The sequence below is a fragment of the Pleomorphomonas koreensis DSM 23070 genome (assembly GCF_000425185.1).
GTDB lineage: Bacteria > Pseudomonadota > Alphaproteobacteria > Rhizobiales > Pleomorphomonadaceae > Pleomorphomonas > Pleomorphomonas koreensis.
The window spans coordinates 147,220-167,581 of sequence record NZ_KE384327.1 but is presented as its reverse complement, the minus strand read 5'-3'; the positions used below and the strand labels follow the sequence as shown (position 1 = coordinate 167,581).

At 70.7% G+C, this 20,362-nt stretch carries 21 protein-coding genes and 1 tRNA gene; 10 read left to right on the top strand and 12 right to left on the bottom strand.

The genetic code is table 11. The annotated features are described in order from the left end of the window. Positions 1-2 precede the first annotated feature (2 nt). From H512_RS0120875 to H512_RS0120865, 3 genes are all read right to left on the bottom strand, one after another. A complete protein-coding gene (locus H512_RS0120875; RefSeq protein ID WP_026785048.1) occupies positions 3-1,505 on the bottom strand; it encodes a glucosamine inositolphosphorylceramide transferase family protein in 1,503 nt (500 codons plus the stop codon). Next, the gene (locus H512_RS26095) at positions 1,474-2,610 is read right to left on the bottom strand and encodes a substrate-binding domain-containing protein (RefSeq protein ID WP_053240116.1); all 1,137 of its coding nucleotides are present in this window, start codon (positions 2,608-2,610) and stop codon (positions 1,474-1,476) included. Before H512_RS26095 ends, H512_RS0120875 begins: the two co-directional genes overlap by 32 nt. 280 nt (positions 2,611-2,890) lie before the next feature. Beyond that, positions 2,891-3,364: an L-2-amino-thiazoline-4-carboxylic acid hydrolase gene (locus H512_RS0120865; protein ID WP_026785046.1), complete on the bottom strand. Its 474-nt coding sequence runs from the start codon at positions 3,362-3,364 to the stop codon at positions 2,891-2,893. Positions 3,365-3,635: 271 nt separating this feature from the next. Here H512_RS0120865 and accD point away from each other — a divergent pair, with 271 nt between their 5' ends. Together accD and H512_RS0120855 are read left to right on the top strand one after the other, a co-directional pair. Continuing rightward, positions 3,636-4,511, top strand: coding sequence for an acetyl-CoA carboxylase, carboxyltransferase subunit beta (gene accD, locus H512_RS25365; RefSeq protein ID WP_036793070.1), 876 nt, complete (start codon positions 3,636-3,638; stop codon positions 4,509-4,511). 85 nt (positions 4,512-4,596) lie between these two features. Further along, on the top strand, positions 4,597-5,919 hold the full coding sequence (locus tag H512_RS0120855) for a bifunctional folylpolyglutamate synthase/dihydrofolate synthase (protein ID WP_026785045.1): 1,323 nt from the start codon (positions 4,597-4,599) through the stop codon (positions 5,917-5,919). A 2-nt stretch (positions 5,920-5,921) separates the two neighbouring features. On the opposite strand, the gene H512_RS0120850 is transcribed toward H512_RS0120855, so the two are convergent. Continuing rightward, on the bottom strand, positions 5,922-6,590 hold the full coding sequence (locus H512_RS0120850; RefSeq protein ID WP_026785044.1) for a sulfate transporter family protein: 669 nt from the start codon (positions 6,588-6,590) through the stop codon (positions 5,922-5,924). Between the two features lie 154 nt (positions 6,591-6,744). Here H512_RS0120850 and H512_RS0120845 point away from each other — a divergent pair, with 154 nt between their 5' ends. Beyond that, positions 6,745-7,749 carry an adenosine kinase gene (locus H512_RS0120845; RefSeq protein ID WP_026785043.1) on the top strand — a complete coding sequence of 335 codons (1,005 nt, stop codon included), beginning with the start codon at positions 6,745-6,747 and terminating at the stop codon, positions 7,747-7,749. Positions 7,750-8,050: 301 nt separating this feature from the next. Here the strand turns inward: H512_RS0120845 and H512_RS0120840 are convergent, their stop codons facing one another. Next, positions 8,051-9,037 (bottom strand): 2-hydroxyacid dehydrogenase, encoded by a 987-nt coding sequence (locus H512_RS0120840; RefSeq protein WP_026785042.1) that lies wholly within the window; start codon positions 9,035-9,037, stop codon positions 8,051-8,053. Between the two features lie 259 nt (positions 9,038-9,296). On the opposite strand from H512_RS0120840, the gene H512_RS0120835 reads away from it, so the two are divergent. After that, positions 9,297-9,767 (top strand): SH3 domain-containing protein, encoded by a 471-nt coding sequence (locus tag H512_RS0120835; protein ID WP_245585473.1) that lies wholly within the window; start codon positions 9,297-9,299, stop codon positions 9,765-9,767. Between the two features lie 4 nt (positions 9,768-9,771). Here H512_RS0120835 and gshB read toward each other — a convergent pair whose 3' ends face one another. The 5 genes from gshB to H512_RS0120810 all read right to left on the bottom strand — a co-directional run bounded on the left by gshB (position 9,772) and on the right by H512_RS0120810 (position 13,010). Then, positions 9,772-10,710, bottom strand: a complete 939-nt coding sequence (gene gshB / locus H512_RS0120830; RefSeq protein ID WP_026785040.1) for a glutathione synthase — start codon at positions 10,708-10,710, stop codon at positions 9,772-9,774. Between the two features lie 73 nt (positions 10,711-10,783). Further along, positions 10,784-11,140: a YraN family protein gene (locus tag H512_RS0120825; protein ID WP_026785039.1), complete on the bottom strand. Its 357-nt coding sequence runs from the start codon at positions 11,138-11,140 to the stop codon at positions 10,784-10,786. After that, on the bottom strand, positions 11,140-11,766 hold the full coding sequence (locus H512_RS0120820; protein ID WP_026785038.1) for a LysE family translocator: 627 nt from the start codon (positions 11,764-11,766) through the stop codon (positions 11,140-11,142). The genes H512_RS0120825 and H512_RS0120820 overlap by 1 nt, the downstream gene beginning before the upstream one ends. An 18-nt stretch (positions 11,767-11,784) precedes the next feature. Then, positions 11,785-12,717, bottom strand: a complete 933-nt coding sequence (gene rsmI / locus H512_RS0120815; RefSeq protein ID WP_026785037.1) for a 16S rRNA (cytidine(1402)-2'-O)-methyltransferase — start codon at positions 12,715-12,717, stop codon at positions 11,785-11,787. Next, on the bottom strand, positions 12,714-13,010 hold the full coding sequence (locus H512_RS0120810; RefSeq protein WP_026785036.1) for a Dabb family protein: 297 nt from the start codon (positions 13,008-13,010) through the stop codon (positions 12,714-12,716). The genes rsmI and H512_RS0120810 overlap by 4 nt, the downstream gene beginning before the upstream one ends. 201 nt (positions 13,011-13,211) lie before the next feature. Here H512_RS0120810 and H512_RS0120805 point away from each other — a divergent pair, with 201 nt between their 5' ends. The 6 genes from H512_RS0120805 (at position 13,212) to H512_RS0120780 (ending at position 19,369) form a co-directional block, all read left to right on the top strand. Then, on the top strand, positions 13,212-14,465 hold the full coding sequence (locus H512_RS0120805) for a penicillin-binding protein activator (RefSeq protein ID WP_169507203.1): 1,254 nt from the start codon (positions 13,212-13,214) through the stop codon (positions 14,463-14,465). A gap of 60 nt (positions 14,466-14,525) precedes the next feature. Next, positions 14,526-15,185, top strand: a complete 660-nt coding sequence (locus H512_RS0120800) for a phosphoribosylanthranilate isomerase (protein WP_026785034.1) — start codon at positions 14,526-14,528, stop codon at positions 15,183-15,185. Beyond that, positions 15,178-16,401, top strand: a complete 1,224-nt coding sequence (gene trpB / locus H512_RS0120795; protein ID WP_026785033.1) for a tryptophan synthase subunit beta — start codon at positions 15,178-15,180, stop codon at positions 16,399-16,401. Before H512_RS0120800 ends, trpB begins: the two co-directional genes overlap by 8 nt. Further along, positions 16,398-17,234 carry a tryptophan synthase subunit alpha gene (gene trpA, locus H512_RS0120790; RefSeq protein ID WP_036793069.1) on the top strand — a complete coding sequence of 279 codons (837 nt, stop codon included), beginning with the start codon at positions 16,398-16,400 and terminating at the stop codon, positions 17,232-17,234. Before trpB ends, trpA begins: the two co-directional genes overlap by 4 nt. 22 nt (positions 17,235-17,256) lie before the next feature. Further along, entirely contained in the window at positions 17,257-18,702 is a 1,446-nt protein-coding gene (locus tag H512_RS0120785) for a sodium:proton antiporter (protein WP_245585472.1), read from the top strand. Positions 18,703-18,841: 139 nt separating this feature from the next. Further along, complete coding sequence (locus tag H512_RS0120780) at positions 18,842-19,369, top strand: hypothetical protein (RefSeq protein WP_026785030.1); 528 nt, start codon at positions 18,842-18,844, stop codon at positions 19,367-19,369. Between the two features lie 69 nt (positions 19,370-19,438). Here H512_RS0120780 and H512_RS0120775 read toward each other — a convergent pair. After that, a tRNA-Ala gene (locus tag H512_RS0120775) sits at positions 19,439-19,514 on the bottom strand. 269 nt (positions 19,515-19,783) lie between these two features. Continuing rightward, positions 19,784-20,164: a TIGR02300 family protein gene (locus tag H512_RS0120770; protein WP_026785029.1), complete on the bottom strand. Its 381-nt coding sequence runs from the start codon at positions 20,162-20,164 to the stop codon at positions 19,784-19,786. Positions 20,165-20,362 lie beyond the last annotated feature (198 nt).

The window sequence follows — 20,362 nt, the reverse complement described above, 5'->3', positions numbered from 1 at the left end:
CATCAAGGCACGACCACGTCGGCATCGGCACCGGCGATGACGTCGATCATCTCGAAGCCGCCGCCGCGGTTGTAGGTATGCAGGCCGGAGAGCGGCGGCGCCGGCCTCAGCGCCAGCAGCGTCGTTTCGGCGTAGCCGCCGGCATCGAGCCGGTCGACGCGGGCAAAGCCGAGGCCGGCGCCGTAGCCGCCGACGCTGTCCTGGAATGGCCGGATGACGGCGCCGCCGGCCTCAAACATCCGGCCGGCCGGCCGCGCCGTGGCGACGTCCACCTTGGCCGGGCCGGAGAACAGCGGCACCCACGGTCCCGCCGGTCGCTCGGCGGTGAAGATGGCAAGGCCGTCCCAACTCGATCCCCAGTTGGCGCCCTGTTGCGGACGGACGGTGCCGAACAGGTACCAGCGGCCGTCGTCCGCCCGGTGCAGCGTGGCGTCGCCGAGGTCGATGTCGTCGATCAGCACCGCCGTCCGCTCCCAGCGATCCGGGAAATCCACGGCGCGCCACAGCTCCACCCGGCGGCTGCCCGACGTCTCGGGGATCATGTAGAGCGCGCCATCCTCGGCGAAGACGAAGGGATAGGAAAGGTGGCAGTCGGCCTCGATCACCGGCCGCGGCGTGCCGGCCGGACCGTCGGGGTCGAGGTTCACCACCGAAATGATGCCTTTCTCCGTCGCGAAGGGAAACTCCTCGACGAGTAGAACGGTCCGGCCGTCGTGACGCACCGGGAAAGGATCGGCATAGAAGCGGTGGCCGTCGTCGGGGAGGCGACGCCACGGTCGGCCGGCGATCGCCGGCAATGTCCCGTCACCGGTCTCGTCGGCGCGCCAGGCGACCGCCCAGGTCGGTGGCGTCCGTACCAGGCGTTCGAGGCGGGCGGTGAGGCTGCGGGCGAAGGCGGCGGCGGTGAAGCCGGCCGGCCAGCCGGCGCGGCGCGGTGGCGGCTCCACCTCGACGCGCGGCAGCGTCAGCTCCGTGAGCGGCGTGCCGGCGGCGATCAGGCCGGCGGCCAGCGCCAGCATTTCCACCGCCCGCCCGGCCGCCGAGCCGAGCCCCACTCCGAGTTGCCGCCGGTCCTCGACGGCGACGTGCCAGCGGCCGATCAGCCGGCGCGTTCCATCGGTCACGGCGACGAGGTCGAGAAAGGGTTCGTTGCCGGCCATGATGGCATCGGCGGCGCCGGCCACCAGGCCGGTGCCGCCCACGGTGACCAGCAGCCGGTCGCCGGCGGTATCCGGCGCGGCGGCGAGGTCGATGACCAGATCGGCGCCGTCGCCGCCGACCGGCAGGTCCAGGGCGGCGGCCGGCAGACGGTCGAGCGGGCCGCCGCGCGGCCGGCGGAAGGCCAGCGCCTCGAAGGCGAGGCAGAGGTCGAGCAGCGACGACGGCGCCGCGCCGGCCGCCGGGACAACGGCGCCGGTGGCGCGGGCGGCGGCGAGCACGGCAGCGATCGCCTCACCCTGCCAGCGGCGGAGATCAGTGGAATCGATCAGGAACGAGACGTGCATGCGGCCCTCCCATGCCGATGCTGCCGTGACGGTATCGCCGGCGCCGCATCCCTGCCGCTCCGCCGCCGTCGCGGCCCGAACGGGCGTCGGGCGGCGGGCCGACGGTGGCGCCGGCAATCAGCTCGGTGCCGCATTCGACATGGAGGCAGGCGCGGACGGGCTTGGGCACCGTCAGCCGCGATTCTATGATGGCCAGCGCCGGGCCGCCGAGCTGCCCGTAGCCGACGTTCACCGTGGCGAGCGTCGTCGGCCGCACCTCGCCGAGGCCGTCGCAGCCGATCACCGATATGTCGGCCGGCACATCGAGGCCGGCCGCCGCGAGCGCTCGCAGCGCGCCCTCGGCGAGCGGATCGGTGAGGCAGAACAGCGCGGTCGCGCCGTCGAGACCGCCGGGCGCCGCAAGGCGCCGGGCGAGCGCCGCCGCGCCGGCGTCGGTACCGTCCTCGGCGGCGACGATCGTCTCGGCGGCGGAAAGTCCGGTCTCGATCACCGTCGCGGCGAAGCCGGCGCGCCGGCCGGCGAGATGATCGCAGCCGGCGGCCGAGAGCATCGCCACGCGGCGGTGGCCGGCATCCTTGAGGTGGCGCACCGCCACGCCGGCGGCAAAGGCGTTGGCCGGCACCACCGCGTCGGCCCGGCGCAACCGCTCCTCGCCGTTCATCACCACCAGCGACAGGCCGCTGTCGACGAGGTCGCCGAGATCGAGCACGCCGCCGCCGCCGATGACGATGACGCCGTCGGCTTTCTCCGCCCGCGCCGTGCCGACGATCATGCCGACGTCGATCTCCTCGTCCTCGGGTATGACGGGAACAATCTTCAGCGACCGCCGCTCGCATTCGCGCCGCAAACCCTCGTAGACGACCCGGTGACGGAAGCCGGCCTCGCCGGCGGCGACGAAGCCGCGGCCGAACACCACCAGCACCTGCTCCATGGTGGCGATGGTCGCCTTGGCGCGCCGCTGGTCGAGGTAGCCGAGGTCGCGCGCCACGGCCAGCACGCGGTCGCGCACCTCCCTGCTGATCGAGGCGGTGCCGTTGAGGACGTGCGACACGGTGCTGACGGCAACGCCCGCCTCCCTGGCAATGTCGCGAACCCCGACTTTCATCCTACTCTTTCCGCGGATGCCGACCGGCATCGGCGCATATCCGACCCGGAATGAACCATCCGGACCACGGGACGATGCGCACGCCAATGACGGTGGCAAAAGGGCCAGCCGGCAAGGGCCAAGATCGACCTTTGCGAGCGGACCTTTTGTAACTTTCGTTTCTGGGCACCCATTCATCAACCGATTTGGCGGGTGGATGCAAGGCTTTGGGCGACAGGTGGAGACGATTTCGGCAGCCGGCGGCGTTCGGGGCGAAGCCGGCCGTAAAGGGGCCGCAGGCCTATTGCCCGCCGGGCGTGTCCAGGCGATAGCGGAAGTCGCAGCGCCGGCCGCCTTCCATCAGGGTTTCCGTGCGTTCGAGCGTCATGGCGGGATTGTAGCCGGCCGAGAACGCGGCGTCGCGGTTGCAGGACAGCAGGGCGCCGATGTCGGCCAGCCCCATCTCGCGGTAGGTCTCGGCATAGCGGCAGCGGGTAACGTCGTAGGCGAGGCGGTCGGGCGCCGCCTCCTTCACCTCGATCTCCAGCGCCTCCCCGGCGGTCCAGGCGGGCAGTATGGCCGCGAGATCCCGGCAGTCGGGCGGGCGGCCGAGTTCGGCGCGGCATGCCTCGCCATGGGCGACCGCCGCCTTGCGGATGGCGGCGTCGATGGCGGCGCGCGCCGCCTCGCGGCCGATCCGCTCGACCAGCTCGCGATAGATGTGGCCGACGATCTCCGCCTCAATGCGGCGGCGTTCGATGATGGGCATCGGCATGGCGCTTCTCCTCTGATTGCCCGAGGCTAGACCGAATGCCGGCCGCCGGAAAGCGATGTTCCGTTCAATCGCGCCGCTCCGGAGACCCGTCGGCGCCTGAGGCGGAAAAGCCGTCGGTACGGCCGCTTTGAGGCGATCGGGCGGACGGCGAAACGGCTTTGGTCCTCGGGACCGTTGTGCTATGAGAGCCACGACGAAGGACCGGCGACCGGTCCGGCGCCGGGTGCGGCCAGGCCGGCCGGCGCGACAGAGCATAAGGTCGAAACGCCCCGTGAACTGGATCAACAACGTCGTCCGCCCGAAAATCCGTTCCCTCTGGTCCGCCAAGCGCGACGTGCCGGAAAACCTCTGGGTGAAGTGCCCCGAGACCGGCGAGATGGTTTTCCACCGCGACCTCGAAGCCAACCAGTGGGTGATCCCCAATTCCGGCTACCACATGCGCATGCCGCCCAGGGAGCGCTTCGTGAAGCTGTTCGACGGCGGCGAGTTCGAGGAGATCGCCACGCCGGCCGTGACGCAGGACCCGCTGAAGTTCCGCGACGAGAAGCGCTACGTCGATCGCCTGCGCGATTCGCGCGCCAAGACCGGCAACGACGATGCCGTGCTGGTCGGCGCCGGCCGCGTCGAGGGCAACGCCGTGGTCGCCGCCGTCCAGGATTTCGACTTCATGGGCGGCTCGCTCGGCACGGCGGCCGGCGAGGCGATCATTCGCGGCGTCGAGGAGGCGGTCGCCCGCTCGGCGGCCTTCGTGATGTTCACCGCCTCGGGCGGCGCCCGCATGCAGGAGGGCATCCTGTCGCTGATGCAGATGCCGCGCACCACGGTGGCCGTCGAGATGCTGCGCGAGGCCGGCCTGCCCTATATCGTCGTGCTGACCAACCCGACGCTCGGCGGCGTCACCGCCTCCTACGCCATGCTGGGCGACGTGCATATCGCCGAGCCCGGCGCGCTGATCGGCTTCGCCGGCCCGCGCGTCATCGAGCAGACCATCCGCGAGAAGCTGCCGGAGGGCTTCCAGCGCTCCGAATACCTGTTCGACCACGGCATGATCGACATGGTGGTGCACCGGCACGAGCTGCGCGCCACCATCGGCCGCCTCGTCCGTCTGCTCACCCACGCGAGCGGCACCGCGCTTCTGCCGGCCTGATCCGCCGCGCCCGGCCTGCCGACCCGCCGCGCCGCCGTCAGGGCGGCGCGTTTCTTTCGGGCGCTTCGCCCATCCGGACCTTGCCATGGAAACGCCGCTCGACATCATCGACCGCCTGCTGCAGCGCTGGCCGAAGGGTTTTGACCTGACGCTCGGCCGCATCCGCCGGCTGCTCGCCGCGCTCGGCAACCCGCAGGATCGCCTGCCGCCGGTGTTCCACGTCGCCGGCACCAACGGCAAGGGCTCGACGGTGGCCTTCCTGAGGGCGATCCTCGAGGCCGAGGGCTATCGCGTCCACGCCGACACCTCGCCGCATCTCGTCCGCTACAACGAGCGCTTCCGCCTCGCCGACGGGCCGGGCGTCTCCAGCACCGTCGGCGACGACGACTTCGCCGACGCGCTTCGCCGCGTCGAGGCGGCCAATGGCGATGAGGCGATCACCCTGTTCGAACTGCTGACCGCCGCCGGCTTCCTGCTGTTCGCCGAGCGTCCGGCCGACGCGGTGCTGCTGGAGGTCGGGCTGGGCGGCCGCTTCGATTCCACCAACGTCATCGACCGGTCGGCCGTGTCGGTGATCACCTCCATCTCCCTCGACCATCAGGCCTATCTCGGCGATACCGTCGAGAAGATCGCCTTCGAGAAGGCCGGCATCGTCAAGCGCGGTTGTCCGGTGGTGCTGTCGCCCAACCCGGACGGCGTACGGGCGGTGGTCGAGCGCGTGGCGGCCGAGGTCGGCGCCGGCCCGCTGATGATCGGCGGCCAGGACTGGACCGCCTTCGAGGAGCGCGGTCGCCTGGTGTTCCAGGACGGCGACGCCCTCTACGACCTGCCGCGGCCGCGCCTTCCCGGCGGCCACCAGATCGCCAATGCCGGCACGGCCATCGCCGCGGTGCGGGCAGCCGGCTTCCGCGTCGGCCACGACGCCTTCGAGCGCGGCATGGAGCGCGTCGAGTGGCCGGCCCGGCTGCAGCGGCTGACGGCCGGTGCCATCGTCGACGCCGCTCCCGGCGGCGCGGAGGTCTGGCTGGACGGCGGCCACAATCCCGGCGCCGGCGAGGTGATCGCCTCGGCCATGGCCGATCTCGAGGAGCGCGTCGCCCGGCCGCTGGTGCTGGTCGTCGGCATGCTGTCGACCAAGGATCCCGCCGGCTTCTTCGAGGCTTTTGCCGGCCTTGCCCGCCGCGTCTACACCGTGCCGATCCGTGGCTCCGACGCGGCACGCGAACCGCAGGCGCTGGCCGCCGAGGCGCGCGGCGCCGGCGTCACGGCCATGGCGACCTCTGGCGTCGCGGCGGCGCTCGCCCATCTCCGCGACACCTGGTCGGGGCCGCCGCCGCGCATCCTGATCTGCGGCTCGCTTTACCTCGCCGGCGAGGTGCTCGCCGACAACGGCACGCCGCCGGCCTGAGGTCAGGCCCGTTCCTTGCGTTCGGCGAGCTTCACCACGTGCACCATCAGCGCCGTGGCGTAGAGCGGCGTCAGGATGTTGACGATGGGAATGGCCAGCAACGCGGCGATCGTCAGGCCGCCAAGCATCACCTTGCCGGAATGGGCGGCCCTCAGCGCCCGCGCCGCCTCGGGTGGCCGGAAGCGCATCGCCGCCTGCTCGAAATACTCCCGGCCGAGCAGATAGGCGTTGACGATCAGGAAGATCGGCACGTTGACGCCGGGGAAGAACAGCAGCGGCAGCATGAGGATGTTGACCAGCACGACGAAGGCGGTGAAGCGCAGGGCCGTCAGGAGGCCGGCGACAAGCGGCTGCGCCGTGCCCGGCGGGTCGGCGGGATAGCGCGTCCGCTCCACCACCTCGGCCACCTCGTCGGCGTAGAGGCCGGCGAACAGCGCGGCGACCGGCGCCACCAGGAAGCCGAGGCCGACGAACAGCAGGATGCCGGCGAGCCATTCGACGGCGGTGCGCCAGCCGTCCGGCAGCGCGGCGGCGAAGTGGTCGGCCGCCGCCCAGGTGCCGATCCAGACGACGGCGAGCAGCCCCAGCGTCAGGCCGACCGACTTCCACAAAACCGTCCGGAAGGGCGGCGTCGGGATGTCGCGGAGGGCGGTCAGCACGGCGTTCAGCATTGTGGAAAAAATCCCCGTCCCATGCCGTGGAAGTGCGGCTTGCCGGTCAGTTGGGAATGGTCTAGGCCATTTGCAAACCTGAAAACGGCATTTGCAAAGCCGCACACGCCAGACGGCAGCCGCGACGCGGCCGACCCTTGGGAGAGTTTCCGCGATGAGCCTCGATTTCGACGTGCTGACCATCGGCAATGCCATCGTCGACATTCTTTCCCCCGCCGAGGAGGACATCCTGGTGCGGCTCGGCGTCACCAAGGGCATGATGCGGCTGATCGACGCCGAGGAGGCGGGCCGCATCTACGACATGATGGGGCCGGCGGTGGAAGCCTCCGGCGGTTCGGCCGCCAACACGGCGGCCGGCGTCGCCTCGCTGGGCGGCCGCGCCGCCTATATCGGCAAGGTGGCGATCGACGCCTTCGGCGAGGTGTTCACCCATGACATCCGTTCGCAGGGCGTGCATTTCGAGACCCGGCCGCTGTTCGACGGCGCCCCCACCGCCCGCTGCATGATCCTGATCACGCCCGACAGCGAGCGGACGATGAACACCTATCTCGGCGCCTGCCATCACCTCACCGTCGACGACATCGACGAGGCGACGGTGGCCGCCGCCCGCTACACCTATCTCGAAGGCTTCCTGTGGGACCCGCCGGCCGCCAAGGAGGCGTTCCGCAAGGCGGCGAAGATCGCCCACGCCCACGGCCGGCTGGCGTCGATCACCCTCTCCGACAGCTTCTGCGTCGACCGCTTCCGGGCCGAGTTCCTCGACCTGATGCGCTCGGGCACCGTCGACCTGGTGTTCGCCAACAAGGAGGAGGCGAAGGCGCTCTACGAGACGCACGACCTCGACACGGCCGTCGAGTGCCTGAAACGCGACTGCAAGGCCGGCGTGGTGACGCTGGGCGGCGACGGCGCGCTGGCCTTCGAGGGCGACGAGATGGCCTCGGCGCCGGCCGTGGCGGTCGACGAACTGGTCGACATGACCGGCGCCGGCGACCAGTTTGCGGCCGGCTTCCTCTTTGCCCGCGCCCGGGGCCTGTCATTGGACGAGGCGGTGCGGCTCGGCTGCATGGCCGGCGGCGAGTGCGTCGGCCACATCGGCCCGCGCCCGGCCGTCAGCCTCGCCCAGCTCGCCCGCGACAGCGGCCTGAAGCTGCCGGCCTGAGATCGAAAGCCTTCCCGCCGCCGAAATGAAACTGAAGCCGCCTCAGGCGGCTTCCGGCGCCAAGCGGCGCCGCGCGCGGCGGGTCTTTCGGGACGAAGCCCCGAAAGACGCAAAGCGGAGCGTAAGCCAAGGGCCGGAGGCCCGCCGGCGCCTGAGGCCGGAAATAACGCTGAAGCCGCCTCAGGCGGCTTCCGGCGCCAAGCGGCGCCGCGCGCAGCGGGTCTTTCGGGACGAAGCCCCGAAAGACGCAAAGCGGAGCGGAAGCCAAGGGCCGGAGGCCCGCCGGCGCCTGAGGCCAGAATCAAAGCATCGACGGCAGCACGCGGTCGGGCAGGTGATGCTCGTCCATGAAGGCGCGGATGTTGACGATCACCTTCTCGCCCATCTCGATGCGGCTTTCGATGGTTGCCGAGCCCATGTGCGGCAGCAGCAGCGCCCGGCCGCACTTGACGAGCTTGGGGCTGATCGACGGCTCCTGCTCATAGACGTCGAGGCCGGCGCCGGCCAGTTCGCCGGCCACCAGCATGCGGGTCAGCGCCGCTTCGTCGATGATCTCGCCGCGGGCGGTGTTGATCAGATAGGCATCCGGCCGCATCAGCTTCAGCCGCCGCGCCGACAGGAGATGATAGGTGGCCGGCGTGTGCGGACAGTGGACGGTGACGATGTCCATGCGGTTCAGCATCTGGTCGAGGCTCTCGCACCAGGTGGCGGAAAGCCTCTCCTCCACCTCGATCGGCAGGCGGTGACGGTTGTGGTAGTGGACGGAAAGGCCGAAGGCGGCGGCGCGGCGGGCGACCGCCTGGCCGATGCGGCCCATGCCGACGATGCCGAGCTTCTTGCCGCGCAGGCGGCTGCCGAGCATGCCGGTGGGCGACCAGCCCTGCCACTCGCCGGCCTGCAGCGCCCGCATGCCCTCGGCCATGTGGCGCGGCACGGCGAGGATCAGCGCCATGGTCATGTCGGCGGTGTCCTCGGTCAGCACGCCCGGCGTGTTGGTGACGGCGATGCCGCGCTCGGTGGCCTTGATGACGTCGATGTTGTCGACGCCGTTGCCGAAGTTGGCGATCAGCTTCAGGCCGGGGCCGGCCTGGGCGATGACGCCGCCGTCGACGCGGTCGGTGACGGTGGGCACCAGCACGTCGGCGACCCGGCTGGCTTCCACCAGTTCGGCCTGGCTCATCGGCCGGTCGGCGGGATTGAGGCGGACGTCGAACAGCTCGCCCATGCGCGCCTCGACGACCTCGGGCAGCTTGCGCGTCACCACCACCAGGGGCTTCTTGCCGGCCATTTTTCGTTTCCGTCCTTGCCTGAAGGCCGCCGGCGGGGGCGGCCTCATCGCGGTGAGTGTCGGACAGCCGTCTCCGGGCGTCAATCCGGCTGAGGTCCGATACTGTCCTGCAACATGGGTGTGGCGGCGTTGACGCGACGTTAACTTCGACCGGCAACCATGATGGCTGCGCCGCGTGCGGCGGCGGCGATCTTTTGCGGCGGAAGGGACGACGATGCGGGCGGCGAGGCGATGGGCGGCGGTTCTCTCCGCATGGCTGATGCTTGCCGGACCGGTTGTCGCCCAGAACGTGGCGGTCGGCAGCTCCGGCCTGCCGGTGCCGCGCTTCGTCAGCCTCAAGTCGGATTCGGTCAACGTCCGCCAGGGGCCGTCGCGCGACCAGGCGGTGATCTGGCGCTACGTGCGCGCCGGCATGCCGGTGGAGATCACCCAGGAATTCGAGAACTGGCGGCGCATCCGCGACTTCGAGGGCGGCGAGGGCTGGGTGTTCCACTCGCTGCTGTCGGGTACCCGCACCGCCATCGTCGCCCCCTGGGCGGCCGACAAGACGCTGATCGACCTGCACGCCGGCCCGGACGACACCAGCCGGGTCACCGCCCGCGTCGAGCCGAAGGTGCAGGCCCCGGTCGAGAAATGCGACGGCAGCTGGTGCCGTCTCGACGGCAGGGGCTTCTCCGGCTGGATCGCCCAGGGATCGCTGTGGGGCGTCTATCCGGACGAGAAGTTCTGATCCTCTAGAACTGCGCCTCGATGGCATCCCAGACGAGCGCCGCGACATCGGGGCCGCCGAGCCGGCGGATGGCGCGGATGCCGGTCGGCGACGTCACGTTGATCTCGGTCAGCTTGTCGCCGATCACATCGATGCCGACGAAGATCAGGCCGCGGTCGCGGAGTTCCGGGCCGATCGCCTCGCAGATCTCGAGGTCGCGCGCCGTCGGCTCGGCGCCGGCCGCCGCGCCGCCGCGCACCATGTTGGAGCGGAGGTCGCCTTCCGCCGGCACGCGGTTGACGAGGCCGGCGAACTTGCCGTCGACGAGGATGATGCGCTTGTCGCCGGCCCGCACGGCCGGCAGGTAGCGCTGGGCGATGAACGGATCGCGCGACTGGGTCAGGAACAGTTCGAGGAAGGCGCTGAAATTGTCGTCGTCCGGCCGGACGCGGTAGACGCCCTGGCCGCCGGCCCCGTAGAGCGGCTTCAGCACGATGTCGCCGAACTCGGCGCGGAAGGCGCGGATCTCGTCGGGATCGCGGGTGATGATCGTCTCCGGCATCAGCTCGGGATAGTTCATCACCAGGAGCTTTTCCGGCGCGTCGCGCACCTCGGCCGGATCGTTGACCACCAGCGTCGCCGGATGGATGCGTTCGAGCAGATAGGTGGTGGAGAGATAGGCCATGTCGAACGGCGGGTCCTGGCGCAGCAGCACCACGTCGAGCGTCGAAAGATCGGTCTTTTCGGCCACGCCGAGCGTGAAGTGGTTGCCGGGCTCGTCGCGCACCGCCACCGGCTCGATCGCCGCCGTCACCTTGCCGTCGCGCAGCGTCAGCCGGTCGGGCGTGTAGTGGAAGAGGCTGTGGCCGCGCCGTTCGGCCTCCATCATCAGCGCGAAGGTGGAATCGCCGGCAAGGCGGATCGAGGCGATGTGGTCCATCTGGACGGCGACGGAAAGGCTCATGGCAAACTCGTCTTCGGGAGGGGGTGCCGCCGTTTATGGGCGGCTTCCGGCCGCCGCGCAACGGGAAAGCGCTTCACGAAGATGCGTTCTCGACGTGGCGCGGCCAGCGGCGCGGGCTGATCACCATGAGGTCGAAGCGCAGCGTCAGGCCGGCCAGTTGCGGGTGACGGGCGAGATAGAGGTCGGCCGCCGCCTCGATGCGCCGCCAGCCGCCCGCATCCACCGCTTCGAGGCCGGCGTCGAGGGTGGCTCGCGCCTTGACCTCGACGAAGGCGACGACGCCGCCCCGCCGGGCGACGAGGTCGATCTCGCCGAGCGGCGTGCGGTAGCGGGCGGCGAGGATGCGATAGCCCTTAAGGCGCAGGGCCCAGGCGGCCATGGCCTCGGCAACGCGGCCGCGCGCCTCCCGCGCCCGGCGGTCGGCGCTCATCAGCTCCGCTCGCAGGCGAGGCGCGCGCCGAGGCCGATCAGCAGCGACCCCGCCGCCCGCCGCGACCACCGGCCGAGCGAAGGCGAGGCGCGCAGGCCGGACAGGATGCCGCCGGCGCCGACGACGGCGACGATGTCGGCGATGGAGAACATCAGGTTGGTGATGGCGCCGAGGACGAGAAACTGCAGCCACAACGGCGCGCCGGCGTCGGCGCGGACGAATTGCGGCAGGAAGGCCAGGAAGAAAATCGCCGTCTTGGGGTTGAGCAGTTCGACGACGATGCTCTGGACGAAGGCGCGCCGGGGTTCGCCCGCGCCGGCGCTCGCTTCGGTGGCGGCGTCGCGGCCGGCGACCAGCCGCCAGCCCTGGAAGACGAGGTAGGCGGCGCCGGCGAGCTTCACCACCGTGTAGAGGACGGGAACCGCGTGAAACAGCGCCGACAGGCCCATGGCCGCCGCGAGCACGTGGGCATAGCCGCCGACATGCACGCCGAAGGCGGCCATCAGGCCGGCCCGCCGGCCGCCGGCCAGCGTCCGGGCGGCGGCATAGAGCATCGCCGGCCCCGGCACGAAGGCGAACAGCGCCGTCGACAGGAAGAAGGTGATCAGGAGGTCGGTCGGCGGCATCGGACGTCTCCGTTCGGGTCAGGCGTCCGGGGTGTCGTCGCCGCCGGCATCGAGCGCCGCCTTGAGCCTGACGGCCAGCGCGTAGACCTCCTTGCGCGGCCGTCCCGTGGCTTTCGCCACCTCGGCCGCCGCCTGTCCGGCGCCCTGCGTTTGCAGCGCGGCGGCGAGCAGCGCTTCGAGATCGGCCTCGCCGGCCGTCTCCTCGCCCGGCGGGCCGACCACCAGCACGATCTCGCCGCGCGGCGGATCGGCCTCGGCGCCGGCCGCCAGCTCGGACAGCGTGCCGCGCCGCACCTCCTCGAAGCGTTTGGTCAGCTCGCGGCAGAGGGCGGCCGGCCGGTCGGCGCCGAGCACGTCGGCCATGTCGCGCAGCGTCTCGGCCGCCCGGTGCGGCGATTCGTAGGCGACGAGCGTCGCCGGCACGGCGCGGAAGGCGGCGAGCCGGTTGCGCCGGGCGCCCGAGCGGTGCGGCGGGAAGCCGAGAAACAGGAAGGTGTCGGTGGGCAGGCCCGCCGCGACCAGCGCCGACAGGATGGCCGAGGCGCCGGGGATGGGGATCACCTTCAGCCCCTCGGCGAGCGCCGCCTCCACCAGCTTGTAGCCGGGATCGGAGATCAGCGGCGTGCCGGCGTCGGACACCAGGGCGAGGCGCAGGCCGCCGCGCAGCATGGCGAGGAGGCGCGGCCGCTCGCGGGCGGCGTTGTGCTCGTGGTAGATGGCGAGCGGCTTGCGGATGGCGTAGCGGTCGAGCAGCACGGCGGTGACGCGGCTGTCCTCGCAGACCACGAGGTCGGCGCCGGCCAGTACCTCCAGCGCCCGCAGCGAGATGTCCTGGAGGTTGCCGATCGGCGTCGCCACCGCATAGAGGCCGGGCTCGACCGGCCTGCCGGCAAAGGCGGTGCCGTCGATGGAAAAGCCCGTCGTCGCCGGCCGGCCGGCCGCCTCGCTCATGGCCGCGACCGGGCCACGATGTCGGCGGCGATGCGCAGGTCCCGGATCGGCCGCACCGCGGCGACCGATGCCTGGTAGACCGGATGCGCCTTGAACGCCTCCAGCGCCGCCTCGTCCTCGAACTCGCCGTAGACCACGAAGTCGACGTCGTTGCCGAGGCTGTCGAGCTTCAGGTTTTCGCCGACTTCGAGATGGAGGGCGTGCGGATTGGCTTCGAGCAGGCGGAGGCCGCCGAGCACCTTGTCGCGGTCGGCCTCGGAACGGACGGAGAAATAGACGACGTGCCTGATCATGGGATTCCCTCGGCCGGTCGGGCGCGGAAAAGGCGGGCCGGCGCAATGCTTGCCTGCTCCAAAACCACACTTTGACCGGAAAATCGAGTGACTGCTGCCGATTCGCGGCCTCTCCACCGGTAAATGCCGCTTGAGGAGTTGCATCGGCCGCCGTTTGTCATTGAAATGGAACGGATGCTTTTGCGGCGGAAGGTTGGAACGATGACCCGTGACGATGGCAAGGTTGCGAGCGGCGCGACCGGCAGAATCGCGTCTTCGGAAAAGGGTGGCGCGGCGCGCATGGCGGGGCCGGTGAGCCGGCGCCTGGTGCTGCTGCTGATGGGCGGCGCGGCGCTGGCCGCCTGTTCGCCGACGATCCGGCAGGGCGGCGGCGACACGCTGCTGCCCGCCCCGACCGGGCCGGCCGTGTCGGGCGACGTGCTCGGCACCGGCTCGGTGCGCGTGGCGCTGCTCTTGCCGAAGACGGCGCCCGGCAACGGCGCGTCGCTGGCGATGGCCATGCAGAACGCCGCCCAGCTCGGCCTCAACGACTTCTCCGGCAACGACCTCACCCTTCTGGTCAAGGATACCCGCGGCACCGCCGAGGGCGCCGCCGACGCGGCGCGGCAGGCCATCGCCGAGGGCGCCGAGCTGATCCTCGGCCCGGTGTTCGCCGCCGAGGTGGGTGGCGCCGGACCGGTGGCGCGCGCTGCGTCCGTGCCGGTGATCGCCTTCTCCTCCGACCCGTCGGTGGCGGCGGCCGGCGTCTACATCCTCGGCTTCCTGGTCGACGGTCAGGTGCGCCGCGTCGTCGCCGAGGCGGCGAGGTCCGGCCGCAAGTCGATTGCCGCCATCATGTCGCAGAGCGCCTTCGGCAACCTCGCCGAGGCGGCGCTGCGCCAGGAGGCCGGCCGGTCCGGCATGCGCGTCGTCGCCGTCCAGCGCTTCCCGGCCGGTGGCGAGGCGCAGGCGGCATCGGCCATCGCCGCCGTCGCCTCGCAGATCGACTGCCTGCTGGTGCCCGAGGGCGCCGGCGTGGCGCCGGCCATCGCCCGGTCGCTCAAGACGGCCGGCGTCGACCTCGGCCGCATCAAGCTCCTGGGCACCGGCGTCTGGAACGATCCGGCCGTCTACACCGACCCCTCATTGGTCGGCGGCTGGTTCCCGTCGCCGGAGATTTCCGGCTTCTCGGCCTTCGCCAGCCACTACCGCTCGGCCTACGGCGGCGAGCCGCCGCTCACCGCCTCGCTGGCCTATGACGCGGTGGTGCTGGCCGCCGGCCTCGCCCGCACCGCCGGCAGCCAGCGCTTCCAGCTCTCGGTGATCACCAACCCCGAGGGCTTCCTGTCGTCGGTGAACGGCCTGTTCCGCTTCAACGCCTTCGGCACCAACGACCGCGGCCTCGCCGTCTACGAGGTGACGGGGTCGACGCCGTCGCTGGTCTCGGCGGCGCCGCGCGCCTTCACCGGCGCCTGACGGCGGCCTTTCCTGGAGAGACGGCGGCGGCCCCCGGCCGCCGCCCGCGAGTGCGTCCCGATGTCCGGTTTCCTCGTCAAGATCTGCGGCCTCTCCACGCCGGACAGCCTGGAATGGGCGATCGCCGCCGGCGCCGACCTCGTCGGCTTCGTGCATTTCCCGAAAAGCCCGCGCCACGTCGCGGCGGAGGTTGCCGCCGCGCTCAGCCGTCAGGCGAGGGGACGGGCGAAGACGGTGCTGCTGACCGTCGATGCGCCTGACGATCTTCTCGATGCCCTCGTCGCGACGGTGGCGCCCGATTTTCTCCAGTTGCACGGCCGCGAGAGCCACGAGCGGGTGTCCGGGGTCCGCGCCCGCCATGGCCGGCCGGTGATCAAGGCGCTCGGCATCGGCTCGGCCGAGGACGTCGCCGCCGCCGGCGCCTTCGCCGGCGCCGCCGATCTCCTCCTCTACGACGCCAAGCCGCCCAAGGACGCCAGCCGCCCCGGCGGCCTCGGCGTCGCCTTCGACTGGTCGCTCCTGGTCGGCGCGCCGACGCCCTTCTTGCTTTCCGGCGGCCTTGACCCTACCAACGTCGGAGAGGCGGTGCGGCGGGTGCGGCCGTCGGGCGTCGACGTATCCTCGGGCGTCGAAAGCGCGCCGGGCGTCAAGGACGCCGTCCGCATCGACGCCTTCGTGACGGCGGCCCGCGCCGCAGGGGAACAGGGAAACGATGACTGACGCGCAGACGCCCAATTCCTTCCGGACCGGTCCGGACGAGCGCGGCCATTTCGGCATCTTCGGCGGCCGCTACGTCGCCGAGACGCTGATGCCGCTGATCCTCGAACTCGACCGCGCCTATCGCGAGGCCAAGGCCGATCCGGCCTTCCAGGCCGAGCTTCAGGCGCTTCACGCCACCTACACCGGCCGCCCCTCGCCGCTCTATTTCGCCGAGCGGCTGACCGCCCATCTCGGCGGCGCCAGGATCTACCTGAAGCGCGAGGAACTGAACCACACCGGCAGCCACAAGATCAACAACTGCCTCGGCCAGATCCTCCTGGCCCGCCGCATGGGCAAGACGCGGATCATCGCCGAGACCGGCGCCGGCCAGCACGGCGTCGCCTCGGCCACCGTCTGCGCCCGCTTCGGCTACCCGTGCGAGGTCTACATGGGCGCTACCGACGTCGAGCGGCAGAAGCCCAACGTCTTCCGCATGGAGCTTCTGGGCGCCAAGGTGCATCCGGTCACCGCCGGCAACGGCACGCTGAAGGACGCCATGAACGAGGCGCTGCGCGACTGGGTGACCAACGTCGAGAGCACCTATTACATGATCGGCACGGCGGCCGGCCCGCATCCCTATCCGGCCATGGTGCGCGACTTCCAGTCGGTGATCGGCGAGGAGACGCGGGCGCAGATCCTCGCCGCCGAGGGGCGGCTGCCCGATCTGGTCATCGCGGCGGTGGGCGGCGGCTCCAACGCCATCGGCATCTTCCATTCCTTCCTCGACGACCGCGACGTGCGCATCGTCGGCGTCGAGGCCGGCGGCCACGGCATGGACGTCCACAACGGCCACGCCGCCTCGCTGAACGGCGGCAAGCCGGGCGTGCTGCACGGCAACCGCACCTATCTCCTGCAGGACGAAGACGGCCAGATCCTCGAAGGCCACTCGATCTCGGCCGGCCTCGACTATCCGGGCATCGGCCCCGAGCATTCCTGGCTGAACGACCAGGGCCGCGTCGCCTACGTGCCGGCCACCGACCGGGAGGCGCTCGACGCCTTCCAGATGCTGACCCGTGTCGAGGGCATCATCCCGGCGCTGGAAAGCGCCCATGCCGTCGCCGAGGCGATCAAGCAGGCGCCGAAGATGGGCAAGGACGAGATCATCGTCGTCAACCTCAGCGGCCGCGGCGACAAGGACGTGTTCACCGTCGGCAAGATCCTGGGAGTCGAGCTTTGAATTCCCTTCCCGTCACCCGCATCGACGCCCGCCTCGGCAAGCTCAGGGAGGAGGGCCGGGCGGCGCTGGTCACCTTCGTCACCGCCGGCGACCCCGATCCCGAGACATCGCTGGCCATCCTGAAGGCGCTGCCCGGCGCCGGCGCCGACATCATCGAATTCGGCATGCCCTTCTCCGACCCGATGGCCGAGGGGCCGCCGATCCAGGCCGCCGACATCCGGGCGCTTGCCGCCGGCCAGACCCTGGCGAAGACGCTTCGGCAGGTGCGCGCCTTCCGCGAGGGCGACGACGAAACGCCGATCGTGCTGATGGGCTACTACAATCCGATCTACGCCTATGGCGTCGACCGCTTCGTCCGCGACACCAAGGCGGCCGGCGTCGACGGCCTGATCGTCGTCGACCTGCCGCCCGAGGAGGACGAGGAGCTGTGCCTGCCGGCCATCGACGCCGGCATCAGCTTCATCCGCCTGGCGACGCCGACCTCCGACGACGCCCGCCTGCCGGTGCTGCTCAGGAATTCCTCGGGCTTCGTCTACTACGTCTCGGTGCTCGGCGTCACCGGCGTAAAGTCGGCGGCGGCCGGCGACGTCGCGGCGGCGGTCGCCCGCATCAAGGCGCATACGCCGCTGCCGGTGATGGTCGGCTTCGGCGTCAGGACCGGCGAGCAGGCGGCGGCCATCGCCGCCCATGCCGACGGCGTGGTGGTCGGCTCGGCGCTGGTCAACGCGGTGCGCGATTCGCTCGACGGCGGCAAGGCGACGGCCGGCACGGTCCAGGCGGTCGCCGGACTCGTCGCCGATCTCGCCGCCGGCGTGCGGCGCGGCAGGAACTGAATCACCGACCGGGAGGCGCGCCGTGACCGACCGGATTGTCCTCGCCAGACGGACGGCCGGCCTTGCCGCTGCCGCCCTCCTGCTGGCTTCGCCCCCGGCACGGGCCGCCGAGGCCGGCCATGGCCTCGACGGCGCCGCGCTCGGCGTCGCCTGGGCGCTGCCCTTCGTCGGCATCCTGCTGTCGATCGCCCTCGGGCCGCTGCTCATGCCGCGCCTCTGGCACCATCACTTCGGCAAGATCGCCGCCGCCTGGGCGCTGGCCTTCGTGCTGCCCTTCGCCGTCGCTGCCGGACCAGGGGCCGTGGTCGAGCCGCTGGCCGAGGCGATGCTGCACGACTACCTGCCCTTCGTGATCCTGCTCGGGGCCCTCTTCACCATCGCCGGCGGCATCCTCATCACCGGCAACCTGCACGGCTCGCCCGGCACCAATCTCGCGCTCCTTGCCATCGGCACGCTGCTCGCCTCGCTGATCGGCACCACCGGTGCCTCCATGGTGCTGATCCGGCCGCTGATCCGCGCCAACGACGGCCGCCGCCATAATGTTCACGTCATCGTCTTCTTCATCTTCCTGGTGTCGAACATCGGCGGCTCGCTGACGCCGATCGGCGACCCGCCGCTGTTCCTCGGCTACCTGCGCGGCGTCGGCTTCTTCTGGACGACGCTCCACATGCTGAAGGAGACCGGCTTCGTCGCGCTGATCCTGCTCGGCCTGTTCTACCTGATCGACCGCCGCCTCTACGCGGGCGACGACGACTTCCGCGGCCGCGCCGATCCGACGCCCGATACCGGCCGCCTCGGCGTCGAGGGCCGCGTCAACCTCGTCCTGCTGGCCGTGGTGGTCGGCGCGGTGCTGATGTCGGGCGCCTGGAAGCCGGGCATCGCGTTCCAGGTCGCCGGCGTGGCGGTGGAGTTGCAGAACCTCCTGCGCGACGGCCTGCTGGTCGCCGCCGCGCTGGCCTCGCTTCTCCTGACGCCGGCCGGCCTGCGCGCGCGCAACGGCTTCGAGTGGGCACCGATCGTCGAAGTCGCAAAGCTGTTCGCCGGCATCTTCGTCACCATCATTCCGGTGCTGGCCATGCTGCGCGCCGCCCACGACGGCGCCTTCGCGCCGCTGATCGGCCTGGTGACGGCCGCCGACGGCACGCCGGTCGACGCCATGTATTTCTGGGCGACCGGCCTGCTGTCGTCCTTCCTCGACAACGCGCCGACCTATCTCGTCTTCTTCAACCTGGCCGGCGGCGATCCGGTCCACCTGATGGGCGACATGGCGACGACGCTGGTCGCCATCTCGGCCGGCGCCGTGTTCATGGGCGCCAACACCTATATCGGCAACGCCCCCAATTTCATGGTGAAGTCGATCGCCGAAGGCGCCGGTATCCGCATGCCCAGCTTCTTCGGCTACATGGCCTGGTCGGGCGCCATCCTGCTGCCGCTGTTCCTGCTGACCACCGTCGTGTTCTTCCTCTGAGGCGCACCGGCGGGAGCGCCGCCACAACCTCCGGCAAATGCCTATGCTCCGAAAAGACGACAGGGGAGTGCCCGTGCGGCGCTTGTCCTGCCGTCCTGCCGATGCTTAAGTCCCGCTTGCCTTTCCGAGGATGCCTCCGATGCTGAAGACCCTGCTGGCGGTTGCCGCCTTCGCCCTCGCCGCTCCCGCCCATGCCGCCGAAGCGACGACGCCGGTGCGCGCCATCATGGACGTGGCGGTGTCGATCTGGTCGGGCGAGGACAACGATCCCGTCGACTATTTCGACGAGGACCACATCGGCAACTTCAGCGCCGGACTGCGCGCCCTCTACGCCGAGGCGTCCCGGCATCCGGCCTACGACACCGACGAGGAGACCGGCAGCCCCTTCGATTACGATCCGATCATTTCCGGGCAGGACGGCTGCCCGCTGGAGGATCTGACCATCGACGAGGGAACGGCGACCGCCGCCGGCACCGACGTCGTCGCCCGCTTCAGGCGCTTCACCTGCTTCGAGGGCAGCTCCGACGCCGAACGCAACGCCGTATCCGAGGTACACTTCCGGGTGATCGAGGAGGAGGGCACGCCGGTGATCGACGACGTCGTCGCCGGCGAGGGCGACGACCGGACTTCGCTCGTCGAGACGCTGAGGGCGATCATCGGCGGCTGATGGCGACCAGGGCGCGCATCAATGCAGCGTGCCGATGGCGACAGGAATACGGGATGTCCGGAGAGGATTTGGTGGAGCTAAGCGGGATCGAACCGCTGACCTCCTGCATGCCATGCAGGCGCTCTCCCAGCTGAGCTATAGCCCCATCAGGTGTCGTTTCCGTCTTCGGAAGAGGCCGTCCGGCTTTCGCTTTCGGGCGTCGCCGGCATGGGTTCCGGCTCGACGAGGCGGGATATACTCAGCATTCCCGCGTTGATCAAGAGGTTTTTCGGGCCGCGGCGATTTTTCCGTCATCTTTTTGGCAGAATGGCGGATTTCCGATGTTTTTGAAGGACTTGCGCGGCAGCCGCAAAAAGAAAGGCCGGCTGGGAGCGCCAGCCGGCCGAATGTCCTCAGGTCGAGGGCGAAAGAGCCTCAGTGCTCTTCCTCGTCGCCGACGCCGCCGATCAGGTCGGACATGTCGCCGCCGTCCTCGTCTTCCTCCTCGAGGAAGACGTCGTCCTCCGGCGTCTCGTCCTCGATGTCGGCATCCTCGATATCGGGCACGTCGTCGCCGTCGGCGTCCTCGGCATCCTCGAGGCTGACGAACTCCGGAGTGAGCGCGCCGACCTCGACGACCTCCTCCTCGGTGTCGTCCTCGTCGTCGATGGCGGTCGCCGGCCGCGCCCGCGCCGCCAGCCCGGCATCGAACTGGGCGCCGCATTTCGGGCAGAGGATGGGGGTGCGGTTCAGATCGTAATACTTCGCGCCACAGCTGGGGCAAAGACGCTTCAGCCCAAGTTCAGGTTTCGCCACGGTCGGCCTCGCGTGTGTCAGGTAAATCGGGGTGGCACATATAGGCAAATCCCGGCGCCTGTCAAAGGTGAATTGGTTGCGGCGGTCCCGGGATGCCGGGCTTTGCCGGCGATGCCGGGCAAGTGACGTGGCCGTCCGACTGTGCTAGAGGGGCCGGCGAGCCCGCGGCAGCCCGCCGGGGCAGACGTGTCAGGTGTT